The sequence below is a fragment of the Sphaerisporangium sp. NPDC049002 genome (assembly GCF_040649355.1).
Classification (GTDB): Bacteria; Actinomycetota; Actinomycetes; order Streptosporangiales; family Streptosporangiaceae; genus Sphaerisporangium.
The window spans coordinates 1-19057 of record NZ_JBEZFH010000149.1; the positions used below are offsets into that span (position 1 = coordinate 1).

16 protein-coding genes are annotated in these 19057 nt (G+C 70.6%); 9 read left to right on the top strand and 7 right to left on the bottom strand.

Annotated elements, in window-relative coordinates:
• Positions 1-158: 158 nt before the first annotated feature.
• On the top strand, positions 159-890 hold the full coding sequence (locus AB0B89_RS25430; RefSeq protein ID WP_358557625.1) for an amino acid ABC transporter permease: 732 nt from the start codon (positions 159-161) through the stop codon (positions 888-890).
• The gene (locus AB0B89_RS25435; protein WP_358557628.1) at positions 887-1699 is read left to right on the top strand and encodes an amino acid ABC transporter ATP-binding protein; all 813 of its coding nucleotides are present in this window, start codon (positions 887-889) and stop codon (positions 1697-1699) included. The genes AB0B89_RS25430 and AB0B89_RS25435 overlap by 4 nt, the downstream gene beginning before the upstream one ends.
• A 264-nt stretch (positions 1700-1963) precedes the next feature.
• Here AB0B89_RS25435 and AB0B89_RS25440 read toward each other — a convergent pair whose 3' ends face one another.
• Positions 1964-2383: a hotdog fold thioesterase gene (locus AB0B89_RS25440; protein ID WP_358557669.1), complete on the bottom strand. Its 420-nt coding sequence runs from the start codon at positions 2381-2383 to the stop codon at positions 1964-1966.
• A gap of 68 nt (positions 2384-2451) precedes the next feature.
• On the opposite strand from AB0B89_RS25440, the gene polA reads away from it, so the two are divergent.
• Positions 2452-5154 carry a DNA polymerase I gene (gene polA / locus AB0B89_RS25445; RefSeq protein WP_358557631.1) on the top strand — a complete coding sequence of 901 codons (2703 nt, stop codon included), beginning with the start codon at positions 2452-2454 and terminating at the stop codon, positions 5152-5154.
• Positions 5155-5204: 50 nt separating this feature from the next.
• Here the strand turns inward: polA and AB0B89_RS25450 are convergent, their stop codons facing one another.
• Positions 5205-6002: a DUF2127 domain-containing protein gene (locus AB0B89_RS25450; protein WP_358557634.1), complete on the bottom strand. Its 798-nt coding sequence runs from the start codon at positions 6000-6002 to the stop codon at positions 5205-5207.
• 102 nt (positions 6003-6104) lie between these two features.
• On the opposite strand from AB0B89_RS25450, the gene AB0B89_RS25455 reads away from it, so the two are divergent.
• The 6 genes from AB0B89_RS25455 (at position 6105) to uvrB (ending at position 13812) form a co-directional block, all read left to right on the top strand.
• The gene (locus tag AB0B89_RS25455) at positions 6105-7187 is read left to right on the top strand and encodes a polysaccharide deacetylase family protein (protein WP_358557636.1); all 1083 of its coding nucleotides are present in this window, start codon (positions 6105-6107) and stop codon (positions 7185-7187) included.
• 221 nt (positions 7188-7408) lie between these two features.
• Entirely contained in the window at positions 7409-8890 is a 1482-nt protein-coding gene (gene rpsA / locus AB0B89_RS25460; protein WP_358557638.1) for a 30S ribosomal protein S1, read from the top strand.
• A gap of 103 nt (positions 8891-8993) precedes the next feature.
• On the top strand, positions 8994-9452 hold the full coding sequence (locus AB0B89_RS25465; RefSeq protein WP_358557641.1) for a GNAT family N-acetyltransferase: 459 nt from the start codon (positions 8994-8996) through the stop codon (positions 9450-9452).
• A 20-nt stretch (positions 9453-9472) separates the two neighbouring features.
• Positions 9473-10081: a dephospho-CoA kinase gene (coaE, locus tag AB0B89_RS25470; RefSeq protein ID WP_358557644.1), complete on the top strand. Its 609-nt coding sequence runs from the start codon at positions 9473-9475 to the stop codon at positions 10079-10081.
• Positions 10082-10292: 211 nt separating this feature from the next.
• Positions 10293-11483 (top strand): SLC13 family permease, encoded by a 1191-nt coding sequence (locus tag AB0B89_RS25475; RefSeq protein WP_358557647.1) that lies wholly within the window; start codon positions 10293-10295, stop codon positions 11481-11483.
• A gap of 220 nt (positions 11484-11703) precedes the next feature.
• Complete coding sequence (uvrB, locus tag AB0B89_RS25480) at positions 11704-13812, top strand: excinuclease ABC subunit UvrB (protein ID WP_358557650.1); 2109 nt, start codon at positions 11704-11706, stop codon at positions 13810-13812.
• A gap of 73 nt (positions 13813-13885) precedes the next feature.
• Here the strand turns inward: uvrB and AB0B89_RS25485 are convergent, their stop codons facing one another.
• From AB0B89_RS25485 to AB0B89_RS25505, 5 genes are all read right to left on the bottom strand, one after another.
• Positions 13886-15028 carry a C45 family peptidase gene (locus AB0B89_RS25485; protein WP_358557653.1) on the bottom strand — a complete coding sequence of 381 codons (1143 nt, stop codon included), beginning with the start codon at positions 15026-15028 and terminating at the stop codon, positions 13886-13888.
• Positions 15029-15141: 113 nt separating this feature from the next.
• Positions 15142-15978, bottom strand: a complete 837-nt coding sequence (locus AB0B89_RS25490) for an ATP-binding cassette domain-containing protein (RefSeq protein ID WP_358557656.1) — start codon at positions 15976-15978, stop codon at positions 15142-15144.
• A complete protein-coding gene (locus AB0B89_RS25495) occupies positions 15975-16964 on the bottom strand; it encodes an ABC transporter ATP-binding protein (protein ID WP_358557660.1) in 990 nt (329 codons plus the stop codon). Before AB0B89_RS25495 ends, AB0B89_RS25490 begins: the two co-directional genes overlap by 4 nt.
• Positions 16961-17830: an ABC transporter permease gene (locus tag AB0B89_RS25500; RefSeq protein WP_358557663.1), complete on the bottom strand. Its 870-nt coding sequence runs from the start codon at positions 17828-17830 to the stop codon at positions 16961-16963. Before AB0B89_RS25500 ends, AB0B89_RS25495 begins: the two co-directional genes overlap by 4 nt.
• The gene (locus AB0B89_RS25505; protein WP_358557666.1) at positions 17827-18774 is read right to left on the bottom strand and encodes an ABC transporter permease; all 948 of its coding nucleotides are present in this window, start codon (positions 18772-18774) and stop codon (positions 17827-17829) included. Before AB0B89_RS25505 ends, AB0B89_RS25500 begins: the two co-directional genes overlap by 4 nt.
• Positions 18775-19057 lie beyond the last annotated feature (283 nt).

Here is a 19057-nt window from a genome sequence, read left to right on the forward strand (position 1 = left end):
CCCGATGACGAGGCTGCGGGTCACGAACAACGTCATCGTCGACCAGATCGCCGACGGTCTCAACTTCCACACCGGCGTCACGAACTCGGCCCGGCAGAGCCAGGCTCAGCCCTCGTAAGCGGCAGAGGATCAGCCGCGCCGTCCAGTACGTCATCCTGGTGGCCGCGCTCCTCGCCGTCGTCCTCCTGACCAACTGGCAGGGACTCGCCGAGAACTTCACCAAGATGGACGTGGCGAAGCAGGCGCTCCCCGACGTGTTCACGGTCGCGCTCAAGAACACGATCATCTACACCGTCGGCGGCTTCGTCTTCGGCTCGCTGGGCGGCCTCCTGCTCGCCCTGATGCGGCTCTCGTCGGTGCGGCCGTACCGCTGGATCGCGACCATCTACATCGAGATCTTCCGCGGCCTTCCCGCCCTGCTGATCTTCCTGCTCATCCTGTTCCTGCCGCTCGCGCTGCCCGGCTTCGAGGTTCCGGGCGGTACGTACGGCCAGGGCGTGCTGGGCCTGACGATCGTGAGCGCGGCGTACATGGCCGAGACCCTCCGGGCCGGCCTGCAGGCCGTGCCGAAGGGGCAGGCCGAGGCGGCGCGCTCGCTCGGCATGTCGCACTCGCGGGCGATGGTCTCGGTGGTCATCCCGCAGGCCATCCGCATCGTGATCCCGCCGACGACCAACCAGTTCGTGTCGCTGCTCAAGGACTCCTCGCTGGTGCTGTTCCTCGGTGTGAGCGGCGAGTACGTCGAGCTGACGAAGTTCGGCAACGACCTCGCCTCGACGACCAGCAACGCCACCCCGATCCTGGTGGTCGGCCTGACGTACCTGCTCGTCACGATCCCGCTGGGCTACCTGGCGGGCCGCCTCGAAAACCGTCAGGCGAAGGGACGGTGACCCCGGTGACGCACGCGGTCGAGATCAAGGACCTGCACAAGTCGTTCGGCGAGCTGGAAGTGCTCAAAGGCGTCGACTTCACCGTCGACGAGGGCCAGGTCGTCTGTGTCATCGGCCCCTCCGGATCAGGCAAGTCGACGCTGCTCCGCTGCGTCAACCTGCTCGAAGAGCCCAGCAAGGGCAGCGTGACCGTGGGCGGCGTCGAACTGACCGACCCGGACGTCGACATCGACGCCGCGCGGCGCAGGCTCGGCATGGTCTTCCAGTCGTTCAACCTGTTCCCGCACATGTCGGTGCTGCAGAACGTCATGATCGCCCAGCGGCGGGTGCTCAAGCGGGGCAGGGCCGACGCCGAGCGCATCGCGCGGGAGAACCTTGAGAAGGTGGGCGTCGCGGCCAAGTGCGACGCCTTCCCTCCGCAGCTCTCCGGAGGCCAGCAGCAGCGGGTCGCGATCGCCCGGGCCCTCGCCATGGACCCGGCGCTCATGCTGTTCGACGAGCCGACCTCCGCGCTCGACCCTGAGCTGGTGGGCGACGTGCTGTCGGTCATGCGCAAGCTCGCGCACGACGGCATGACGATGCTGGTGGTCACCCACGAGATGAGCTTCGCGCGGGAGGTGGCCGACCGCGTGGTGTTCATGGACGGCGGGGTGATCGTCGAGGAGGGCCCGCCCGACCAGGTGATCGGCAATCCCCAGCACGCCCGCACGCGCACGTTCCTCAAGAGGGTGCTGGACCCGACCCACTCGGAGGACGACGGCGCGACCGGCGAGGAAGGGGCCCCGGCGGCCTCGCCGCCCGCCCTCTGAGGTCGCCGCCTGGAAGTCCCTGTCATGGCGCACCGATGTTATGGCGCACCGATCCCCGCCGGCCCCCGGCCCGCGGGGATCGGGCCTTTCCGGGGCTGGAAGGCACAGCGAGCCCGCGGGTGATCTTTGGGGCCATGTAGGGCTTCCCCGGCCGCACACGTTGTCTACTCGACCACCCACGGGCTCTGGCGTCCACAACGCTAGCGAGCTATGAGGCCCCCGTGCATGGAGAGTCGCAAATCGTGGTCCGATAAAGACCAAATATCACGGGGCGTCACGAAGCATGCAGGTGAGTCGCGAAGTGCAGACGCGCCGCCCCTCGTCGTCGGTGATCTCGATGTCGTACGTGGCGAGACTGCGCCCGCCGTGCAGGAGGGTGGCGACGCCGGTGACATGGCCCGAGGTGGCCGAGCGGTGGTGGGTCGCGCTGATCTCGATGCCCATGGCACGCCGGCCCTCCCCGGCGTGCAGGGCCGCGCCGGTGGACCCGATGGTCTCGGCGAGCACGCAGGAGGCGCCCCCGTGGAGGAGGCCGTACGGCTGGGTGTTGCCCTCGACCGGCATCCTGGCGACGACCCGCTCGGCCGTGACCTCGATGAACTCGATGCCCATGGTGGCGATCAAGGTGCCCTTGTAGTCGCCGCCCAACGTTTCGAGGCGGGTGAGATCCTCGGGGTTCGTCATGGTCAAGGGGACGCCTCCAGTTGCACAGGGCGGAGTGTTCTGTCGTACATGGAGACTAGGCTGCGGGTGTGCCGAAGAAGGAACCGACCCCCGCACGTGACCGCCTGCTTCTCCTCGACGGGCATTCACTCGCGTACCGCGCGTTCTACGCGTTGAAGGACGCGAACCTCACCACGACCGACGGCCAGCACACCGAGGCGGTGTACGGCTTCACCTCGATGCTGATCAACGTCCTTCGCGACGAGCAGCCGAGCCACGTCGTCGTGTGCTTCGACCGGTCGGAGCCCACCTTCCGCCACGAGGCCTACGAGCACTACAAGGCCAACCGCCAGGAGACCCCTGAGGACTTCCGCGGCCAGGTCAGCCTGATCTTCGAGGTGCTCGACGCGCTCCGCGTGCCCTACCTGTCCCTCGCGGGCTACGAGGCCGACGACCTGATCGCCACGCTCGCCGACAGCGCCGCCCGGCGGGACATGGACGTGCTGATCGTCACCGGCGACCGCGACGCCCTCCAGCTGGTGAACGACCGCGTCACGCTGCTGATGACCCGCCGCGGCATCAGCGACATGACGCGGTTCGACCCCGCCGCCGTCGTCGAGAAGTACGGCCTGACTCCCGCGCAGTATCCCGACTTCGCCGCCCTGCGCGGCGACCCCAGCGACAACCTCCCCAACATCCCGAGTGTGGGGGAGAAGACCGCCGCCAAGTGGGTCAAGGAGTTCGGCTCGCTCACCGAGCTGGTCGCCCGGGTCGACGAGGTCAAGGGCAAGGTCGGCGACAAGCTCCGCGAGCACCTCGGCCAGGTGATCCACAACCGCCAGCTCACCGAGCTCCGGCGCGACGTCCCGCTCGACGCCGACGTCGCCGGCCTCAAGATGGGCCAGTGGGATCGCGACGAGATCCACAAGCTCTTCGACACCCTGCAGTTCCGGGTGCTGCGCGACCGGCTCTACCAGAGCATCGGCACGGCCGAGCCGGAGGCGGACGAGGGGTTCGAGGTCGAGGTCGTCACCCTCGGCCCCGACGAGGTCGAGGCGTGGCTCGCCGTCATGCCCGAGGGCAGGGCCGGGCTGGCGGTCAAGGGCACCTACGGCAGCGGCACGGGCAGGCTCGACGGCCTCGCCATCGCGGCCCCCGCCGACGCCGAGGGCGGGAAGCGCGCGGCGTTCGTCGACCTTCAGGGCCTCAGCCCCGCCGACGAGGGCGCGCTGCGCCGATGGCTCGCCGACGCGGGAAGGCCGAAGGCCCTGCACGACGCCAAGGGTCCGCTGCTGGCCCTGTGGGCCCACGGTCTCGACCTTCAGGGCCTCACCTGTGACACCGCCCTGGCGGCCTATCTGGCGATGCCGGGGCAGCGGTCCTTCCCCCTCGACGACCTCGTGCTGCGCTACCTCCACCGCGAGCTGCGCGCCGAGACCGAGACCAACGGCCAGGCGGCGCTGTTCGACGATCCCGGCGACGACGAGGGCCGGGAGCTCGGCATCCGGGCACAGGCCGTGCTGGAGCTCGCCGATGCCCTTGAGGCCCACCTTTCGCCTCGGGGCGGCATCCGCCTGATGCGCGAGGTCGAGCTCCCGCTGGTGCGCGTGCTCGCCGAGCTGGAGCGCGACGGCATCGCCGCCGACCACGACTACTTCGCCGGCCTTGAGGTGGAGTTCGGCGCCGCGGTGAAGCAGGCCGTCGAGGAGGCCCACCGGGTCGTCGGCGAGCAGTTCAACCTCGGCTCGCCCAAGCAGCTCCAGGAGATCCTGTTCGTCAAGCTCGGGCTGCCGAAGACCAAGAAGATCAAGACCGGCTACACCACCGACGCCGACGCCCTGGCGACGCTCGCCACGCAGACCGACAACGAGCTGCCGATCATCCTGCTGCGCCACCGCGACCAGACCAGGCTGCGCACCACCGTCGAGGGCCTTATCAAGGAGATCGGCGACGACGGGCGCATCCACACCACCTACAACCAGATCATCGCGGCGACCGGTCGCCTGTCGTCCGAGAAGCCCAACCTGCAGAACATCCCCATCCGCACCGCCGAGGGCCGCCGGATCCGGCAGGGATTCATGGTGGGCGAGGGCTACGAGAGCCTGCTGACCGCCGACTACAGCCAGATCGAGCTGCGCATCATGGCCCACCTGTCCCGCGACGAGGCGCTGATCGCGTCATTCGAGTCCGGGCACGACTTCCACCAGGCGACCGCCGCCCGGGTGTTCGACCTCCCGCCCGAGCAGGTCGGCGGCGAGCTGCGGGCGCGCATCAAGGCGATGAACTACGGCCTGGCGTACGGCCTGTCCGACTTCGGGCTGTCGGGCCAGCTCGGCATCCCCGTCGCCGAGGCCCGCGCGCTCAAGGACGAGTACTTCCAGGAGTTCGGCGGCGTCCGCGACTACCTCGCGACCATCGTCGCCCAGGCCCGGCACGACGGGTACACCGAGACCATCCTCGGCCGCCGCCGCTACCTGCCCGACCTGACCAGCGACAACCGGCAGCGCCGCGAGATGGCCGAGCGCATGGCGCTCAACGCCCCCATCCAGGGCTCGGCTGCCGACATCATCAAGGTCGCGATGCTCAACGTGCAGCGGGCGCTGCGCGAGCGCGAGCTGCGCTCCCGCATGCTGCTGCAGGTCCACGACGAGCTCGTCTTCGAGGTGGCCCCCGGCGAGATGGAGCCGCTGCGCGAGCTGGTGGTGTCCCAGATGTGCGCCGCGTACGAGCTGCGCGTCCCCCTGGACGTCTCCGTGGGCGTCGGCCGCACCTGGCAGGACGCCGGCCACTGAGACCGTCCCCGCCGTCGTCGCCGTCCCCGCCGGGGGCGGCGGGCGGCCGGTCAGTCGGTCGCGGTGGCGGCGGGGTGATGGTGGCCGGAGAGTGAGGCCGTGAGCGCGGCGGTCTCGACCTCCAGCAGGCTGGTCTCGTGCCGCTCGGCCTCGTACGCCGCGTGCCCGCCCCGCAGGCCGAACAGCCGCTTCGACAGCAGGATGTACAGCACGGCGGCGAGGTTGATCAGCAGGATCACGATCCGCAGCCAGGTGACCTTCTCGACGATCTCGTAGATCTCGACCGGCACGAACAGCGACGTCGCGACCACCGCGAAATACTCGCCCCAGCGCCGCAGCAGCCACAGGCCGACGCCCTCGGTCATGAGCAGCGCCCCGAAGACGAGCAGGCCGAGCACGATCCACGTCAGCGTCCTGGTCTCCGCGCTGATCACGGTGCGGAGGGTGTGGACCACACCCGACTCCTCCAGGTTCCACCCGAGCTTGTCGGCCAGCGGCTGGAGCAGCGGCACGTCCTCGTCGAAGGCCATGGCGATCGCGTCCTGGTGGGCGCGGAACCTCCAGATGCCGAAGGCCGCCGCCAGCACCAGCAGCCCCTTGCCCCACCGGAACACCGCGAGCAGCCGCAGGATCGTGGCGTCGCGCAGCGCCTTGCCGCGCAGCACGATGGGAGCGTCCTCCGCGGGGCCGGAGCCGTGCGGATCGCCGAGCGTGAAGTCGCCGCAGCGCAGGCACCGCCAGGCCTCCCCGAGGGCCGTCTCGGCGCGCAGACGCCGGCGGAGCGCCTCCTCGGTGGGGGCGTAGGTCACGTGGCCGTGTCGGCCACAAGCGCGCAGGCTCCAGTTCACGCTCAAATTTCAACACATGATAGGTGTGTACGCGGCCCAGGACGCGGCCGATGGGCCGTCCCAGGGCGAAAATCGACCTGCCGCCGATCCAGGAGAACACTTGTGCGCAGCGCACCCGGCCTGACACCCGTCATCGGCATCGTGAACATCGGTGTCATGATCGTCGCCGTCGTGGCGCTGCTGGTCCTGCCCCTCGGGCACGACGACGAAACTGCCGAGCACAAGGCCGGACCGGCACCGGAGGCCACACCGCCGGTGGTGCCACCGCCGCCTCCGGTGACGGCGACGGCCGAGTCCGCGAGGAACGTCGGGGCCAACGAGCTCGGCCTGGTGCCCGTGCTGATGTACCACCGGATCCTTTCGAAGCGGCTGGCCTCCATCGACCGCACCCCCTCCCAGCTCCGGGGGGAGCTGGAGAAGCTGGCCTCGGAGGGCTACGTGCCGATCACGGCGGCCGAGTTCGTGGCCGGCGCCGTCGACATCCCGGCGGGGGCCCATCCGGTCGTGCTGACCTTCGACGACGGTCACCCCTCGCACTTCGCCCTCGGAGCCGACGGCACGCCCAAGAAGGACACCGCCGTCCGGATCATCTACGACGTCGCCGGCAGGTATCCGGGCTTCCGTCCGGTGGCGACCTTCTGGATCAACGCCGACCCCTTCGGCCTGCGCGACCGCGCCCGGCAGAAGGCGGCAGTGGGGTGGCTGGTCGAGCACGGGTTCGAGGTCGCGAACCACACCTTCCGCCACCCGGACCTCTACCGGCTGACCAAGAAGAAGATCGCCGAGAGCATCGTGCGCGAGCAGCGGCAGCTGAAGGAGCTCGGCGCCCCGCGGTCGGCCACGTTCGCCCTGCCGTACGGCAGCAGGCCCAAGAAGAGGTCGACGGCGCGCGAGGGGAAGTGGGACGGGACCACATATCATTTCGATGCCGTTTTCCTGGCCGGGGCGGAGCCCGCGATTTCGCCCTACGCGAAGGCCTTCGATCCGTACAACATCCCGCGGGTCCAGTCGAACGGTAAAAAAGGGGAGTGCCGGAAGTGGTGCTCGCAGTACTGGCTGGAGTGGCTCCGCAAGCACCCTGATAGGCGATACACCTCGGACGGGGACCCCGCGCACGTCTCCATCCCTCGTCGATTCCGGGGTAAGATCAAGGCAAAGTTCGACGGGGTGTTGATCACCTATTGAAGGCTTCCGGGGTTGTGCGGGTGAGCGCCGGATTGACCACGCCCGCGTACTCTCATATGCTGATCGCTGCGCTGTGGGCTCGCGTGCGCCTCGGACGGAGCGGGCTCGCGCTCGGTCATGTCGACCAAGGGTCATCCCGACCATCCTCGGCTTGAGCGATAAAGAGGCCTGCCGCGCGTCCGCCACATCGACATCTGTCCGCGTTCGGAGCAATTCCACACATGACGAGCAGCACTGAGGCCACCTCGAGCACCCCGCAGGTAGCGGTCAACGACATCGGTTCCGAGGAGGCCTTCCTCGCCGCGATCGACGAGACCATCAAGTACTTCAACGACGGCGACATCGTCGAAGGCACCGTCGTCAAGGTCGATCGAGACGAGGTCTTGCTCGACATCGGCTACAAGACCGAGGGTGTCATCCCCTCGCGCGAGCTCTCGATCAAGCACGATGTCGACCCAGCCGAGGTCGTCGAGGTCGGCGAGCACGTCGAGGCCCTGGTTCTCCAGAAGGAGGACAAGGAAGGCCGGCTGATCCTCTCCAAGAAGCGCGCGCAGTACGAGCGCGCCTGGGGCACGATCGAGAAGATCAAGGACGAGGACGGCATCGTCACCGGCACGGTCATCGAGGTCGTCAAGGGTGGTCTCATCCTCGACATCGGCCTGCGCGGCTTCCTTCCGGCGTCGCTGGTCGAGATGCGGCGGGTTCGCGACCTTCAGCCGTACGTCGGCCGAGAGCTCGAGGCGAAGATCATAGAGCTGGACAAGAACCGCAACAACGTGGTTCTCTCCCGGCGCGCCTGGCTTGAGCAGACCCAGTCCGAGGTCCGCCAGACCTTCCTCAACACCCTCCAGAAGGGCCAGGTCCGCAAGGGCGTCGTCTCCTCGATCGTCAACTTCGGTGCGTTCGTGGACCTCGGCGGCGTCGACGGTCTCGTGCACGTCTCCGAGCTTTCCTGGAAGCACATCGACCACCCCTCCGAGGTCGTCGAAGTGGGCCAGGAGGTCACCGTCGAGGTTCTCGACGTGGACATGGAGCGCGAGCGGGTCTCCCTGTCGCTCAAGGCGACGCAGGAGGACCCCTGGCAGCAGTTCGCCCGCACCCACCAGATCGGGCAGGTCGTCCCCGGGCGCGTCACCAAGCTGGTGCCGTTCGGTGCGTTCGTCCGCGTCGAGGAGGGCATCGAGGGCCTGGTCCACATCTCCGAGCTGGCCGAGCGCCACGTGGAGATCCCGGAGCAGGTCGTCCAGGTCGGCGACGAGATCTTCGTGAAGATCATCGACATCGACCTCGACCGCCGTCGCATCTCGCTGTCGCTGAAGCAGGCGAACGAGGGCGCGATCGGTGCCGACGTCGAGTTCGACCCCACGCTGTACGGCATGGCGGCGACCTACGACGACCAGGGCAACTACATCTACCCCGACGGGTTCGACCCCGAGACGGGCGAGTGGCTCGAGGGCTTCGAGAAGCAGCGCGAGGAGTGGGAGCGGCAGTACGCCGAGGCCCAGACTCGCTTCGAGGCCCACAAGTCGCAGGTCGAGAAGGCTCGCGCGGAGGAGGCGGAGGCCGCAGGCCCGTCCACCTACTCCGGTGAGACTCCTCCGTCCTCGTCGTCCACCGGCGGCTCGGCTCCGGCCGCGGGCGCCCTGGCCTCCGACGAGGCCCTGGCCGCGCTTCGCGAGAAGCTGGCGGGTGGTCAGAGCTGACGCTCTGAGAGTTCAGTTTCACTGAGAGGGCCCCACTTCGGTGGGGCCCTCTTCGTGCTTTCACAGCCCCGCGTTCGTGCTTCCCCGGCCCTACAGTGGGCGGGTGACGAGGATCGAGCGGGCCCGGCCCGAGGACGCCGGTGAGATCCTCACGCTCCAGCGGGCGGCCTACGTGAGCGAGGCGCAGCTGTACGGGGACCCTTTCCTCGGTCCCCTGGTGGAGTCGCTCGACCGGATGCGCGCGACGATCGCCACCGCGACCGTCCTGAAGGCGCTCGCCGGCGACCGCGTCGTCGGCGCGGTGCGCGGGCGGCTCGCCGACCGCGCGGGCATCATCGGCCGGCTCGTGGTGGCCCCCGACCAGCAGGGCCACGGGGTCGGCACCGCGCTGCTGCGGGCCATCGAGGAGGAGCTGGCCGCCGAGGTCGACGCCTTCGACCTGTTCACCGGGCACCTCTCGGAGGGAAACCTCCGGCTGTACCGCCGCCTCGGCTACCGCGAGACGCGGCGGGAGCGCGTCCACGACCACCTGACCCTGGTCCACATGCGCAAGCCCGCATAGCGTTGGCTACCCTTCCGTGCATGCTGAAGATCGGGCTTACGGGCGGCATCGGGTCGGGAAAGAGCGAGGTGTCCCGGCGCCTAGGGGATCACGGCGCGGTGGTCATCGACGCCGACAAGATCGCGCGTGAGGTCGTCGAGCCGGGCACCACGGGTCTCGCGCTCGTCGTCGAGGCGTTCGGCCGGGGCGTGCTGCGCGACGACGGCTCCCTGAACCGCGAGAAGCTCGGGCAGATCGTGTTCGCCGATCCCGAGAAGCTCGGCCGGCTGAACGCCATCGTCCACCCGAGGGTGGGGGAGCGGGTCGCCGAACTGCAGGAGGACGCGCCCGGCGACTCGGTCCTCGTGTACGACGTGCCGCTGCTGGCCGAGAACGGCCTGGCGCCGATGTACGACGTGGTGATCGTGGTCGACGCCGCGGACGAGGTGCGTCTCGCCCGGCTGGTCGGGCTGCGGGGGATGGCCGAGGAGGACGCCCTCGCCCGCATCAGGTCCCAGGCCTCCCGGGAGGACCGGCTGAGGATCGCCGACATCGTGATCGCCAACGAGGGCCCTTTGGACCTGCTGGACGCGCGCGTCGCCGAGGTCTGGGCGGACCTCCAGAAACGCCGCGAGACGGCGACGGGCTGACCGTACGGCCCGTCGGCGCGGGCCTCAGGGCGCCCACAAGGGCTCCCCGGTCGCTGGGGGTGCCAAAGGGTGGCCGACAGGGTGGCGACCCCCCACGGCTCGCTCAGGGGCTTATGCCGGAAACTCCCTCGTATGACCGTGTGGCCTGCGGTTCACCGGACCGCCGTCCTCCCGTGCGGCCGGAGGCTTCGAGGATTTCCGGTATGGGACCATGGCCCACGTGACACGGCGGCTGACGGTCCTCGACTGGGTCCGCGTGGGTGTGCTCGCCGTGGGCCTGGTCTGCGTGGCGACGGGGCTGCTCCCCGCCGAGGAGGCCGCGGACAATCTCCTCCGCATCGGCCCGCTCCTGCTGTTCCTGACGGCCGTGATCGTGCTGGCCGAGCTGACCAAGGAGGCGAACGTCTTCGACGTCCTCGCCGGCAGGCTGGCGATCGCCGGGCGCGGGAACTACTTCGCCCTGTTCCTGCTCTGTACGGCTTTCGCCTCATTTGTCACGATATTTCTTAATTTGGATACGACCGCGGTGTTGCTGACCCCGGTCATGCTCGCCCTGGCGCCACGTGCCCGCATCGCGCCCCTGCCCCTGGCCATGACCACGATCTGGCTGGCCAACACCGCGAGCCTGCTCCTGCCGGTCTCCAACCTGACCAACCTGCTGGCCATGGGCCGGGTGGGGCTGTCCGCGCGCGACTTCGCCGCCCGCATGTGGGCACCGCAGATCACGGCGGTCGCCGTGACGATGCTGTTCCTGTGGATCTTCTTCTGGCGGCGCGGCGAGCGCGGTGAGGACCGTTACGTGCCGCCGCCGCCGGCCCCGGCGGGCGACCCGGTGCTGTTCACCGTCGCGGCCGTCGCCTGCGCGCTGTTCATCGTGGCCATCCTCGCCGGGCTCCAGATCGGCGTCGCGGCGGCCGTGGCGGCCGTCCTCCTCGTCGCGGCCTTCGCCTGGCGCGACCGTTCGAAGCTCACCTGGGGACTGTTCCCCTGGCAGCTCCTGGTCTTCGTCACCGGGCTGTTCCTGGTGGTGCCCACGCTCAGCCGGTACGGGCTCGACGATCTCATGCGGGCGCTCATCGGCGAGGCGGGCGACGCCGCGGGGGACTACCGTGCCGCCGCGGCGGGCGCGGGGCTGGCGAACATCGTCAACAACCTGCCCGCGTACTACGCGGGGGAGCGGGTGATCCCGCTCGTGAACCACGACCAGCTGCTCTCGCTGCTCATCGGCACGAACGTCGGCTCGGTCATCACGCCGTGGGCGTCGCTGGCCATCCTGCTGTGGTTCGAGTGGTGCCGTCGGCGCGCCGTGAAGGTGCCGATGGTGAAGTTCGCGCTCACCGGGCTCTGCCTGGCCGTCACCGGCGTCGCGGCCACGGTCGCGTCCCTGCTCCTCACCAACTGACCCCCGGCGCTCCTCACCGGCTGGCCCCCGACGCTTCTCACCGGCTGACCTCCCGCACTCAGCGCACTGGCCCCGTTCACCGCCTGAGCCAAGTCCGGTCGCCCTCGTCTTGGTGACGAGACGGTCAAGGACGGGCCGGTGACGGGCAAAGGAGCCGGGATTCCGGTCCGTCCGGCGGCGGGCCCGGAAATGTCGGTGGCTCCGCGTAGGTTATGGAGACGTGAGGCCGGTAACAGATTTGCAGCGCAAGGTGGCCCCCTTCCAGGTCGTCACCGACATGACCCCGTCCGGTGACCAGCCGACCGCGATCGCCGAGCTTGAGCGGCGCGTCAAGGCCGGAGAGAAGGACAACGTCCTGCTCGGTGCCACCGGCACCGGCAAGACCGCGACGGTGGCGTGGCTCATCGAGCGGTTGCAGCGTCCGGCTCTGGTGATGCAGCCCAACAAGACGCTCGCGGCCCAGTTCGCCAACGAGCTGCGCGAGATGCTCCCCAACAACGCCGTCGAGTACTTCGTCTCCTACTACGACTACTACCAGCCCGAGGCGTACGTCCCGCAGACCGACACCTACATCGAGAAGGACTCGTCGATCAACGACGAGGTCGACCGCCTGCGCCACTCGGCGACCAACTCACTGCTCACGCGCCGCGACACCGTCGTGGTGGCCTCGGTGTCCTGCATCTACGGTCTCGGCACCCCGCAGGAGTACGTCGACCGCATGGTCCGGCTCAAGGTCGGTCAGGAGATCGAGCGCGACCAGCTCCTGCGCCGCCTCGTCGACATGCAGTACGCCCGCAACGACCTGGCCTTCACCCGGGGCACCTTCCGGGTGCGCGGCGACACGATCGAGGTCATCCCGCAGTACGAAGAGCTCGCCGTGCGCATCGAGATGTTCGGCGACGAGATCGAGAAGCTCGCGACGCTCCACCCGCTCACCGGCGAGGTGATCACCGAGGATCCCGAGCTCTACATCTTCCCCGCCTCCCACTACGTGGCGGGTCCCGAGCGCATGGAGCGGGCGATCAGCGGCATCGAGACCGAGCTCGCGCAGTCGCTCGCGACCATGGAGAAGCAGGGCAAGCTGCTGGAGGCCCAGCGGCTGCGCATGCGCACGACCTACGACATCGAGATGATGCGCCAGGTCGGCACCTGCTCCGGCATCGAGAACTACTCGCGGCACATCGACGGCCGCGAGGCCGGCACCGCGCCCAACACCCTGCTCGACTACTTCCCCGAGGACTTCCTCCTGGTCCTCGACGAGTCGCACCAGAGCGTCCCCCAGATCGGCGCGATGTACGAGGGCGACGCCTCGCGCAAGCGCACCCTGGTCGACCACGGCTTCCGCCTGCCCTCCGCGATGGACAACCGCCCGCTCAAGTGGGAGGAGTTCCTCGACCGCATCGGGCAGACCGTCTACCTCTCGGCCACTCCCGGGCCTTACGAGCTGGGCCGCAGCAAGGGCGAGGTGGTCGAGCAGGTCATCCGCCCGACCGGCCTGGTCGACCCCGAGGTGATCGTCAAGCCGACCAAGGGGCAGATTGACGACCTGGTCCACGAGATCCGCGAGCGCACCGACAAGGACGAGCGGGTCCTGGTCACCACGCTGACCAAGAAGATGTCCGAGGACCTCACCGACTACCTGCTGGAGCTCGGCATCCGCGTGCGCTACCTCCACAGCGAGGTCGACACGCTGCGCCGCATCGAGCTGCTCCGTGAGCTGCGCATGGGCGAGTTCGACGTGCTGGTCGGCATCAACCTGCTCCGTGAGGGGCTCGACCTGCCCGAGGTGTCCCTGGTGGCGATCCTCGACGCCGACAAGGAGGGCTTCCTGCGCAGCGAGACGTCACTGATCCAGACGATCGGCCGTGCCGCGCGCAACGTCTCCGGCCAGGTCCACATGTACGCCGACCGCGTGACGCCGTCCATGGAGCGCGCGATCGAGGAGACCAACCGCCGCCGGGCCAAGCAGGTCGCCTACAACGAGGCCAACGGCGTCGACCCCCAGCCGCTCCGCAAGAAGATCGCCGACATCCTCGACTCCCTCACCAGGGAGGACGCCGACACCGAGCGGCTGCTCGGCGGGGGCCGCCAGCAGAGCCGCGGCAAGGCGCCCGTCCCCGGTTTGTCCTCCCGACAGACCGGGCAGCACGCCAAGGCCATCGTGGGCGAGATGCCGCGCGCCCAGCTGGAGTCGCTGGTCCAGTCGCTCACCGAGCAGATGCACACGGCCGCCGCCGACCTGCAGTTCGAGGTCGCGGCCCGCCTCCGCGACGAGATCAAGGAGCTCAAACGCGAACTCCGCGACATGCGCGAGGCCGGCGTCCACTGACCCCATCCCGTCCCGACCATCACCCCCGGCCTGGCCCAGCCGCTGCGCCACCGGTGGCACGGTCGACGTCGCGCTAGTCCTTCGTGCCGTGGGGGGTGAGGGAGGTCCAGGTTGAGGGGGTGGCGGAGCAGGGGCCGCCGTCGTGCACGTGGAGGCGGCGGGCGGCGGGGTCCACGGCGACCGTGGCGAGCGTCGCCCACCGGGTGCCGAGCCGGCCGGTCGGCGGAGCGTGGCAGCACACCTCGGCGCCGCCGTCCTGATGCACGTTCAGCAGATCGGCGAGGTCACCGGGTCCGTCGAGGCCGTGCCGCTCGTGGGCCCGCGCGCTCAGCACGCGCAACCGGTCGTGGGTCTCCGGTTCGAGCCGCCCGCGGAGCTCGCCCGCCGCCGGTACCGGGTCGATGAAGTGGTTGGTGTGCAGCAGCCAGCCCTCCCCGTCCGGGTGGACGGTCACGGCACCCGCCGGGCTGAGTTCCACGGACGCCGCCCGGCCCTCGGTCACGATGGTCATCACGGTGGAGGCCGAGACCGGGGCATCGCTCAGGATGGCGACGGCGTCTTCGAAGGACGCCGCGGAACCGAGCACCCGGCGGGCGACGAGGTGGACGGGCACGCCGCCCGCACCGTCGTCCACGTGGCCGAGGATGTTGAACAGCACCCCCACCCCCGCCTCGTTGACGCCGATCTTGCCGAGGATCCCGTATTCGGTGATGCCGGTGAACCCTAGCGTGTCGCCGCGTACGGACTGGATGTGCCAGGTGCCGGCGAGCTCCACATGCCAATCCCAGGTCTGCCCGCCCACAGTGCGCCCGCCCGCGCTGTGGGTGCCGAGGTGGACCGCTGTGGAGCATTCGCTTGATCGGGGGGTGGCCGTCACGGCGAGGATCTCGGTGCGGGCGTTGAGCGCGGCGACCACCCACAGGGGCACGCCCGCGCCCTCCGCGACCCCCTCCATCTCGGCGGCGAGTTCCGGCGCCCACGCGCGGGTCGCGCTGAGGGTGCCGAGCGCCAGGGCGGGGACGTCCAGCTTCACGCCCGCGGCCGTGGCGGCGGTCTCGAAGAGCTGCGAGTACGTCCCCCACGCCCGGACGATCTCCGCTCCGGTCCGCCGGCCGCGATCGTGGCCGCGCCGCCTGGGGTCGGTGCCTTCCACCCGTAGGTGCGTGCGGTCCTGGCCGGTGGAGCCTTCCCCCGGTGAGAGCGCCGGCGGCCTCACGCGCCCACTCCCCCCGGGTGAGGGCGTCGACGGCCTCACATGTCCGCTTTCCCCGGTGGGAGGTGCCGACGGGTTCACGCGTCCGCTTCCCCCGGGTGGGGGTGCCGACGGGTTCACGCGTCCACCTCCGGGGTGGAGGTGGCGCGACGGGGACGCCAGCCGGGGCGGGGCGCGCTGTCGCGCAGCAGGCGGGTGTACGGGTGCCGTGGGTCGTCGAGCACCCGCGCCGTGCTTCCCCGTTCGACGATCCGCCCCTGACACATGACGACGACCTCCTCGCTGACCTGCCGTACGACGGACAGGTCATGGGTGATGAACAGATAGGTGAGCCCGCGGGCCCGGCGGATCTCGGCCAGCAGGTTCAGCACCTGGGCCTGCACCGACACGTCCAGCGCGGCCACGGCCTCGTCGAGCACGAGGACGCGGGGTTCGGCGGCGAGCGCCCTCGCTATCGCGACGCGCTGCTTCTGCCCGCCGCTGAGCTCGCCGGGCAACGCCCGCGCGTGCTCGGGCCGCAGGCCGACCTGGTCGAGCAGGTCGGCGACGCGGCGGCGCATCTCGGCGCCGGTGACCCGGTGGTGGGCCGTCAGCACCTCCCCGATGGCCGCTCCCGCCGTGCGGCGGCGGTTCAGGGATCCGTTCGGATCCTGGAAGACCATCTGTACGTCCCGGGCACGGGCCCGCCGTTCGGCCCGGCGCGGCCGCCGCGCCACCGGGCGTCCCGCGAGCACGACGTCTCCGGCGTCCGCGTGTTCGAGGCCGACGAGGATCCGCGCGAGCGTCGTCTTGCCCGAGCCGGACTCCCCGACCACCGCGAGGCAACCGCCGTCGGCGACGCTCAGGCTGACGTCGTCGAGCGCCCGTACCGTGCGGCGCCGTCGCCCCTGCCCGCTGCCGAACTCCTTGCACAGCCCGCTGATCTCGATGACGTTCCCGGTGGGGCCGCTCACGGGGTGACCTCCGTTCCTGTCGTGCGGGTGAGCTCGGGCGTCAGTTCGTCACTCCGATGGCACCGTACGGCCCGGCCGTCGCCGTGGACGAGCGGCACCTCGCCGGAAAGGCACCGGGGCGCCGTCCACGGGCAGCGGCCGGAGAAGGCGCATCGCCCATGCACCTCGTACGCCGCCACGGGCCGTCCCGGGATGACCGGGAGCACCGGGGCGCGGGTGGTGAGGCTGGGCCGCGAGTCGAGCAGCAGGCGCGTGTACGGATGGCGCGGCGACGCGTGGAGCCGCTCGGGGGTCGCGATCTCGACGATCTCACCGGCGTACATCACGGCGATCCGGTCGCACACCGCCGAGGCCAGCTCCAGGTCGTGGGTGACGAAGAGCATCGCCATGCCGTGCTCGCGGCGTTGGTCGTCGAGGATCGCCATGACCTCCGACTGCGTGGTCACGTCGAGCGCGGTGGTCGGCTCGTCGGCCAGCAGCAGCCGGGGAGAGCCCGCCACGGCGGCGGCGATGACGACGCGTTGCAGCATGCCGCCCGACAACTGGTGGGGGTAGGAGTCCATGCATCGGTCGACGTCGGCGATGCCCACCTGCGCGAGCAGGTCGCGCGCCCGGCGATCGGCCGCGTCACGGGCCTCGCCGCGCCCGTCGCGGAGCCCTTCGACCAGATAGCGCGACACACGCAGCAGGGGATTCAGCGCGGACCGCGGGTCCTGGCTGATCATCGCCATCGCGCCGGCGCGCAGCCGGCGCAGCTCCGGGGCGCCGAGGTTCCGTACGTCCTGGCCGTCCAGCGTGACCCGGCCCGTGACGCGCGACCCTGCCGGTTCGGTGCGAAGGACGGTGCGCAGCGTCATCGACTTGCCCGACCCTGACTCGCCGACCAGGCCGAGCGCCTCACCGGGGGACACCGACAGCGAGACGCCGCGCAGGATGACCCGGCCCTTCACGTCGAGACGGATGTCGTCGAGTTCGAGGAGGTTCATGCCCGGCCTCCGGCCCCGCGGCCACCGAGCCGCTCGCCGATCACGCTGAACGCGGCGACCGCGACGACGATGCACGTGCCCGCGAGCAGGCTCTGCTGGGGGTGGCCCTGGAGCAGGGAATCCTGCCCCTGCGAGACCATCAGTCCCCAGTCGGCGGTCGGCGCCTGGACGCCGAGGCCCAGGTACGACAGCGCGGCGAGGTCGATCATCGCGTAGCCGAAGTTGATGGCGGCCCCGGTGAGGATCTGCGGCGCGATGTTGGGCAGCAGGTGCCTCGCGGTCACCACGATCCCGGACAGTCCCTGCAACTCGGCCGCCTGCACGTACGCGAGCCGCCGCTCGCGCAGGGCGACGCTGCGCAGCACGCGGGCGGTGTAGGGCATGTACGCGACCGCGAGCGCGGCGGTGGCCTGCGCGAGGCCCGTCCCGAACACCGCGACGACGAGGATCGCAAGGAGCAGGTTGGGGAACGCGAACAGCAGGTCGAGCACGCGGCCGACCAGAGCGTCCACGCGCCCGCCGAACCAGGTGGCCACCAGGGCGAGCACTGTGCCGCCCGCGCCGGCGAGCAGCACGACCACGGCGGCGCCCGCCAGGCTGGTCCTGGCGCCGTACAGCAGCCGGGACAGCAGGTCGCGGCCCGACTGGTCGGTGCCGAGCAGGTGCTCGGGACCGGGTGGCAGGTAACGCTGGACGATGCTTCCGACGGCCGGGTCGTACGGTGCGACCAGGGGCGCGAGCAGCGCCGCCAGGGCGAGCAGCGCGACGACCACGGCGGCGGCGACGCCGAGCGGGCCGAGCCGGCCGGCCAGGCCGGCGCCGCGCCGGGCCCGTGGCGCGGGTGGTGCGAGCGTTCGGGCGCTCACGCGCTCTCACCTCCGAGCTGGACGCGCGGGTCGATCACCGCGTACAGGGTGTCGACGACGAGGTTGACGATTCCGAACACCGTGACCAGCACGAGGGCCACGGCCTGGACGACGGCGAAGTCCTTCTGCTGCACCGCGTTGATGAGCAGCGCGCCGACGCCGTCGAGGGTGAAGGCGTGCTCGACGACCGCCGCCCCCGCGACCAGGGCCGCGATGTTCACCCCGACGATCGTCGTCACGGGCAGCATCGCGTTGCGGACGACGTGGCGGCGCGCGACCACCCGCCAGGGGACGCCGCGGGCCAGCGCGACGGACACGTGCTCGGCGTCGCGTTCCTCCACCACTGCGGTGCGGGTGATGCGCGCGACGACGGCCGCCGCCGGGAGGGCGAGCGCCACGGCGGGCAGGGTCAGGTGCAGGACGCGGTCCGGCAGCCCGGAGCCCGCCCCGAAGACCGGGAACCAGCCCAGCGTCACCGAGAAGACGCTCATGAGCAGGACGGCCGCGAAGAAGGTGGGGATGGCGAACCCCACGCTGGAGCCGAGCAGGACGCCGGTGTCCAGGGCCCCGCCGCGCAGGCCCGAGACCACCCCGGCGCCGACGCCGAACACCACGATGAGCACGGCTGCGTACGTAGTGAGCCACAGGGTCGTCGGGATCCGGGACACCAGCAGCGAGGCCACGTCCTGCCGGGTGGTGAGGGACTCCCCGAGGTCGCCGCCGAGCACGCCGGTCAGCCAGTGCCAGTAGCGGAGCAGGAACGGGTCGTTCAGGCCGTACTGCGCGCGGATGGACGCGAGGACGCCGGGACTGACGGTCCTGCCCTGGACGAGGAAGCTCTCGGGCGTGCCGGGCGCGGCGTACATGGCCGCGTAGATGAGGAAGCTCGACACGAGGAGCGTGGCGGCCAGCGCCCCGAGGCGCCGGGTCACGAAACGCGGCACGGTGCCTCCATCTCGGGTCGTCTGGGCCCGGGCCGGGCCGGGGACACGGGGACGCTGGTCACCGGCCGGGCCGCGGTCACGGGTTCGCCGGTCACCGGCCGGGTCGCGGTCACGGGCACGCTGGTCACCGGCCGGGCCGCCGTCACGGGTTCGCTGGCCATGGGCCGGGTGGTCGTCTCCGGGTCGCGCCGCCGCGTGGCGCGAGGTGACCCGCCGTCACGAGATCCTCAGGACCACTCTGGCCGAGGCGGGCGGGCGGCCCGCGCAGGAGATCGCCGCCGTG